Origin of the sequence: Lactobacillus sp. (genome assembly GCF_051893255.1) — a bacterium.
Taxonomy (GTDB): Bacteria; Bacillota; Bacilli; order Lactobacillales; family Lactobacillaceae; genus Lactobacillus.
The window spans coordinates 1-5,802 of sequence record NZ_JBJFHB010000068.1 but is presented as its reverse complement, the minus strand read 5'-3'; the positions used below and the strand labels follow the sequence as shown (position 1 = coordinate 5,802).

The 5,802-nt window shown below is 46.2% G+C and carries 8 protein-coding genes; 5 read left to right on the top strand and 3 right to left on the bottom strand.

Annotation, left to right across the window (positions count from 1 at the left end):
- Positions 1-272 precede the first annotated feature (272 nt).
- Both ACI4WN_RS06370 and ACI4WN_RS06365 read right to left on the bottom strand, forming a co-directional pair.
- Positions 273-755, bottom strand: a complete 483-nt coding sequence (locus ACI4WN_RS06370; RefSeq protein ID WP_439777455.1) for a hypothetical protein — start codon at positions 753-755, stop codon at positions 273-275.
- A 31-nt stretch (positions 756-786) separates the two neighbouring features.
- Positions 787-1,194 carry a hypothetical protein gene (locus ACI4WN_RS06365; RefSeq protein ID WP_009557392.1) on the bottom strand — a complete coding sequence of 136 codons (408 nt, stop codon included), beginning with the start codon at positions 1,192-1,194 and terminating at the stop codon, positions 787-789.
- A gap of 66 nt (positions 1,195-1,260) precedes the next feature.
- Between ACI4WN_RS06365 and ACI4WN_RS06360 the strand changes: the two genes are divergently transcribed.
- Both ACI4WN_RS06360 and ACI4WN_RS06355 read left to right on the top strand, forming a co-directional pair.
- On the top strand, positions 1,261-2,283 hold the full coding sequence (locus ACI4WN_RS06360; protein WP_439777454.1) for a serine/threonine protein kinase: 1,023 nt from the start codon (positions 1,261-1,263) through the stop codon (positions 2,281-2,283).
- Between the two features lie 106 nt (positions 2,284-2,389).
- On the top strand, positions 2,390-2,989 hold the full coding sequence (locus ACI4WN_RS06355; protein ID WP_439777453.1) for a DUF4352 domain-containing protein: 600 nt from the start codon (positions 2,390-2,392) through the stop codon (positions 2,987-2,989).
- A 68-nt stretch (positions 2,990-3,057) separates the two neighbouring features.
- Here the strand turns inward: ACI4WN_RS06355 and ACI4WN_RS06350 are convergent, their stop codons facing one another.
- Positions 3,058-3,246: a LytTR family transcriptional regulator DNA-binding domain-containing protein gene (locus ACI4WN_RS06350; RefSeq protein WP_439777452.1), complete on the bottom strand. Its 189-nt coding sequence runs from the start codon at positions 3,244-3,246 to the stop codon at positions 3,058-3,060.
- Between the two features lie 321 nt (positions 3,247-3,567).
- Between ACI4WN_RS06350 and ACI4WN_RS06345 the strand changes: the two genes are divergently transcribed.
- From ACI4WN_RS06345 to ACI4WN_RS06335, 3 genes are all read left to right on the top strand, one after another.
- Entirely contained in the window at positions 3,568-4,665 is a 1,098-nt protein-coding gene (locus ACI4WN_RS06345; protein ID WP_009557395.1) for a BMP family lipoprotein, read from the top strand.
- A 111-nt stretch (positions 4,666-4,776) separates the two neighbouring features.
- On the top strand, positions 4,777-5,346 hold the full coding sequence (locus ACI4WN_RS06340) for a hypothetical protein (RefSeq protein WP_439777451.1): 570 nt from the start codon (positions 4,777-4,779) through the stop codon (positions 5,344-5,346).
- Positions 5,347-5,393: 47 nt separating this feature from the next.
- Positions 5,394-5,603: a hypothetical protein gene (locus ACI4WN_RS06335; RefSeq protein ID WP_009557398.1), complete on the top strand. Its 210-nt coding sequence runs from the start codon at positions 5,394-5,396 to the stop codon at positions 5,601-5,603.
- The last annotated feature ends 199 nt before the right edge of the window (positions 5,604-5,802 follow it).

Below are 5,802 nucleotides of genomic sequence, written 5' to 3'. Positions count from 1 at the left end.
TTTTTCGCCCCCAGTTTGACTCAACCGGACCACTTTTTCTGCTTTTTTGCCCCCAGTTTGACTCAACCAGACCACTTTTTCCGCTTTTTCGCCCCCGGTTTGACTCAACCGGACCACTTTTTCTGCTTTTTCGCCCCCGATTTGACTCAACCAGGCTCATTTTTTTACTTTTTTGCCCCCAGTTTGACTCAACCGGACCACTTTTTCTGCTTTTTCGCCCCCAGTTTGACTCAACCAGACCACTTTTTCAAAAAATTTGCCCCCAAGTTGACTCAACCAGTCTCGGTTGACACACTTTGGGGGCAATTCTCGACAAAATCCACGCCGGTTAACATACTTTGGGGGCTTTTTTCGTCAAAAATCAGACCGGTTGACATACTTTGGGGGCTTTTTTCGTCAAAAATCAGACCGGTTGACATACTTTGGGGGCTTTTTTCGGCAAAAATCAGACCGGTTGACATACTTTGGGGGCTTTTTTCGCCAAAAAACAGACCGGTTGACATACTTTGAGGGCAGATTTCGACAAAAATCAAACCGGTTGACATACTTTGGGGGCTTTTTTCGCCAAAAATCAGACCGGTTGACATACTTCGGGGGCTTTTTTCGCCAAAAATCAAACCGGTTGACATACTTTGAGGGCAGATTTCGGCAAAAATCAGACCGGTTGACATACTTCGGGGGCAAAATCCGACAAAATCCAATCCGGTTGACATACTTCGGGGGCAAAATCCGACAAAATCCAGACCGGTTGACATACTTCGGGGGCTCGACTCACATCCCCCCTACCTACACCTCATCCAAGCTATCGTACCCGTGCTGGGCCAGCAGCAAATTCGTGTCCATCACTGACATATGCCGGGCCAGGCAGTAGATGATCACCGCATCCCGCTTGACGTTAGCGTACAATGCCCCATTGTCGCTCAAGGACAAAAGCCGGCCCGTCTCTTCCAAGGACAGCTGCAAGCTGAGGGCCAGCGCCAACACCTTGTCCCGCGACGGCAGGCGCCGACCCTTCAAGATCTGGTAGCCGTAGCTGCGCTCAATCGCGGCCGCATTAAACAGCTCACTCTTTTTCACCTGCCGCTCTTCAATCAGCCGCCCTAAATACCCAGCAAAGTCGTAATCCGCCACCTGATCCAGCACGTTATCAAGATGGTCCTTTTTCAAGGCATCTAGCAATTTTCCAGTTTCCATTTTTACCACCTCACTGTTATCATTATGTCAGGAAAACAACTTGTTAGAAAGGTTCGCAGGCAAAAAATGGATGAATACCGCAATCCCGTACCTATTAAAATTACTGACGACAAGGCCATCTTTAAGGTAGAAAAAATGGTCCCCGTCCCCTACATCGAGCGCATCCTGCCACTAGAGTACGCGCCCCTGTACGAGCAACTGGCCCAGCTAGACATCGCCATCCCCAAGATTGTCGAACTAGAAAAAAGCGACCAGCTGACCGTCATCGAGGAATATATCCACAAGCCCCGCCTTGACGACTACCTCAAGATCCACCAGCTGACTTCTAGTCAAATTCACGACCTCATCATCCAGCTCCTGGACATCCTAGACGTCCTTCACCGGCAGAAACCACCCATCATCCACCGCGACATCAAGCCGGAGAACCTTTTTTACGATGGAAAAAAGCTGATCCTGGCCGACTTCGATATTGCCCGCAACCTCAGCAAAAGCGCCAGCCGCGACACCCAGGTCCTGGGATCGGTCGGCTATGCCGCGCCAGAGCAGTTCGGCTTCAGCCAAAGCGGCCCGGCCAGCGACCTCTACGCCGTCGGCGTCTTAATGAACGTCCTTTATACGGGCAAATTGCCTAGCGTCAAGCTCTACCAGGGCCCTGAACGGAAAATCATTGAAAAAGCCACTCACATTAATGTCCAAGAGCGCTACCAGAGTGCCGGCGACTTCAAGACTGCCCTTCGCAAGCTAAATCACGCCAGCTGGCGCCTCCCCGGCTTTCGCAGTGGGCAGGTCAGCCACATGCTGGCCGGAGCAGCCGGCTACCTGATCATCCTCTACTCCATTTACAACATGGATGTCACCGGAACCGGATCAATTGCCGACACCTTTTTACAAAAAACGGCTTCCTTCTTAAGCATCATCTTGCTGGTCTTCTTCATCTTCGACTACCGGCAGATCAAGGCTAAGTGCCTCTTCCACGCCTCCCCGTCTAAGTCCCTCCGCTTCTGGGGTCAGGTCATCAGCTACTTTGCCATTGCCACCATCATCTTCTATGCTCTAGCCGGCCTATCAGTCATCATCGCATCTTTTTAGCAAATAGTGGGCAGCCAGCCCACCAATCCTTCTTTTTAAACCGCTACACTTAACTTGATCGCTGTCTGTTTTAATGTAAGGTATAAGTTTAAAAAGGAAAAAGATTATGGCAAAGCAAATTAAAGATGAAAATGGCAATGTGTATGTACAAAAGAAAAAGTTCTACCAGCGCTGGTGGTTCTGGTTCCTGATCGTAGTTGTGGCGATCTTCTGGGGGATTAATTCCCTGGGAAATAATGACCAGTCGACTTCCAGCAGCACCGCTACTTCTAGTAGCCAAGCTAAGTCCAGCTCTAAGAAAAAGGAAGTCAACCCCCTGACCAAGGTCTACAAGGTGGGGCAAACAGCTTCTTACAAAGGCTACGAAATCAAGGTCAACAGCGTCAAATTCAGCCAAGGTGACGATTTCAACAAGCCAGACAGCGGAAAACAATATGTGATTGCCAATATCACTATCACTAACCACACCGATGAAAGCCAGGACTACAATCCGTTTGACTTCAAGCTGAATGCGGACGGCAACAACACTGATTTCGACGAAGTTGACACGGATGTTGACAACACTCTGGAAGCCGGCAGCTTGGACAAGGGCGCTAAGGTAACAGGAAATTTGGTTGGGCAGGCTAAGACTTCTGCCAAAAAGTTGCAACTGCAGTACAAGACTTCAATCTGGAATGACAACACTGTTAAGTTCAACCTCAAATAAGAAAAAGCGTAAAGCCTTTAATACGAAGGCTTTACGCTTTTAATTTGCTTTACTTGCAATGAATTTCTCTAAGAAAAGCAGCTACTTGTAATATTCTTTGGATTTACCAGAAGCGATTGCGATACTTGCACTAAAAAATCCGTCTTCTCCAGAACCTGCGTTAAATTCCCCACAAATTCTGCCCTAGTTCCACGTGTAACCAACTTATTCGGAAATTGCGCTGTCGCAATATAGTAAAATTGCCAGTAGTATTCCAAAAGCCTTTTGTCCAATCAAAGAGTCTTTTACAACAAACTCCATTTCCAAGAGCCAGATCAAGACTGTGATTAACCAATCCTACCACCTGATCAAAGTCTTAGCCAACAGCAATTCAAACAAGGCACTGCTTCCAGTCCACCACATCTTTTTCCTCCCATAATCAGTTATCCTTGCATTGTATTCTCGTTCATTCGTGTCTGTAAATCAATTCAGCGACAACGATTGCTTTTGCCAAAATTTCATGTATAATATACCAAGATAAAAATAACTATCATCGTGCCAAGCGATGAAAATATTCGTGTTATGACGGAGGAAATAACGTGTCTGTTTCTAAATTTAAGAAGTTAGCTACTATTGCTACTGCTGCTATTTCAGTTTCAGTTCTGCTGACTGCTTGCCAAGGCAAGAAGTCTTCAACTTCAACTGGGACTAAGACCACCAAGCACAGCATTGCCTTGATCACTGACAATGCCGCTATCGATGACCACTCATTCAACGAAGCAGCTTGGAACGGCTTCAAGGCTTTTGGTAAGAAGCACAACTTAAAGCAAGGCAAGGGTGGCTACCAATACTTTGAATCTTCATCAGCTGCCGACTTTACTCCAAACGCCAATGAAGCTGCCAACTCTGGCTACGAAACCATCTTCGGCGTTGGCTACCAACTGACTGGCGCAATCAAGTCAGCTGCTAAGAAGAACCCAAAGAAGAACTTCGTAATCATCGACGACGTTATTTCTGGCTTGAAGAACGTTGCTTCCGTAACTTTCGAAAGTAACCAAGCATCCTACCTGGCTGGGGTAGCTGCTGCTTACACTACTAAGACCAACCACGTTGGCTACATCGGCGGTGTCAAGTCAGCAACCTTGGAACTGTTTGAAGCCGGCTTTAAGCAAGGTGTCCAAGCCGGTGCCAAGGCCTTAGGCAAGAAGATCAAGGTTGACGACCAATACATCGGTAACTTCACTTCAACTGACAAGGCGAAGTCAATCGCCCAATCAATGTACGCTAGCGGTGCTGACATCATCTACCACGCAGCTGGTAACGCAGGTAACGGTATCTTCACTGAAGCTAAGGATATCAACAAGAACCGTAAGGAAAGCAAGAAGGTTTGGGTAATCGGTGTTGACGTTGACCAATCCAACTTGGGTAACTACACTTCAAAGGATGGTAAGAAGAGCAACTTCGTCTTGACTTCCGTTTTGAAGGGGCTGGACGTTGCTGTTGAACGTTTGGCTGAAAAGGCATACCAAGGCAAGTTCCCAGGTGGCAAGCACTTCGTTTACACTCTGGAAGGCAACGGTGTTTCCGTAACTAAGGGCAAGATCGACTCCAAGACTTGGACTAAGGTTCAAAACGCTCGTAAGCAAATCTTGGCTGGCAAGATCAAGGTTGCCGACAGCGTAAGCGACTTAAAGTAAGCTCAAACAGCAGATTTTTTAAGAGGCACTCATCATTCGATGGGTGCCTTTTTGCTTTACCTTAATGTTATAATTATTATTGAGAAAGCGTTTTCTAGCTAGGCGATAACCATGCTCAAAAGACTACGTAACGCATTGCTTGCCTTAACGGCCCTGCTGGGCTTTACGGCTTTAACGGCAAAGACCGACACAGTTTCGGCCGCAAGTTCAAAATACACGCCTAAATATGTCAAGCGGCAAGTTGTTCTGAAGTTAAATTGCAACAGCTATGTCTATGACCGTTATGGCAACCGGATGCCCTGGTTCAACGGACTCTACGGTCCTCTCGGCTACCTAAAAGAAGACAGCTACGTCTACACAACCGGAAACAGAATTGAACGGACAGACAAAGATGTCCGCTACTTCACCCTATTCACCAAATATCACGTTAACAAATACGACTATGGCTTCGTTGGTAAGAAGTATTGGCTGCCATATAAGAAAATCAACGGACATTATTTCTACTACATCGGCTATGGCGCTTACATCAAAGCAAGGAATGTCTCTTTGATCAACGATCTGCCCCAATATTCAAATGGTGAAAAAGCCATGATTGAACTGTCTGGCTATCCTTTTACATTTGACAGTAAAACCAAGAAGATTACACATCTTAAAAAAAGTGTAAAAAAGGCGACTATGTAGTAGTTGATGGCTTACGGCAATTTACTGACAGTGACGGCATTTACTTTATGGATGCCGATCAACCAGTCTATGCTCGGTTAAAAGGAACAGGCCACGGCACTACAGGAACATATGTCGATGTTGCTGCTTTAAGAGCTAAGGAGCTCTACACTTTCTATTCAGATCCAGAAGAAGAAAGTAATCCGAATTATCGGATTAACTTGGTGGATATTAACAGACTCGAAGATTACTACACCGATACTAAGAACAAGAAATAACAACTTTTTGGGATATCGAAGAAGATAACCATCCTAACTATCGAATCAACATACTCGATATCAATTGGCAAGAAAGTAATAAAACAGCTGAGAAAGCTAAGGCGCAAAAAAGTAAGCAAGACAACTGATCCGTACTAACAAGTCACCCTTTCGTGATTGCAATAAGCAGTCTAGGTAACAACAATTGGCGATATCGTAA

Bases quoted from the DNA above. Each gene is read 5' to 3' on its own strand.
- ACI4WN_RS06370 (WP_439777455.1), bottom strand. From the start codon at position 755: ATGTCAACCGGTCTGGATTTTGTCGGATTTTGCCCCCGAAGTATGTCA.
- ACI4WN_RS06365 (WP_009557392.1), bottom strand. From the start codon at position 1,194: ATGGAAACTGGAAAATTGCTAGATGCCTTGAAAAAGGACCATCTTGAT.
- ACI4WN_RS06360 (WP_439777454.1), top strand. From the start codon at position 1,261: ATGGATGAATACCGCAATCCCGTACCTATTAAAATTACTGACGACAAG.
- ACI4WN_RS06355 (WP_439777453.1), top strand. From the start codon at position 2,390: ATGGCAAAGCAAATTAAAGATGAAAATGGCAATGTGTATGTACAAAAG.
- ACI4WN_RS06340 (WP_439777451.1), top strand. From the start codon at position 4,777: ATGCTCAAAAGACTACGTAACGCATTGCTTGCCTTAACGGCCCTGCTG.
- ACI4WN_RS06335 (WP_009557398.1), top strand. From the start codon at position 5,394: ATGGATGCCGATCAACCAGTCTATGCTCGGTTAAAAGGAACAGGCCAC.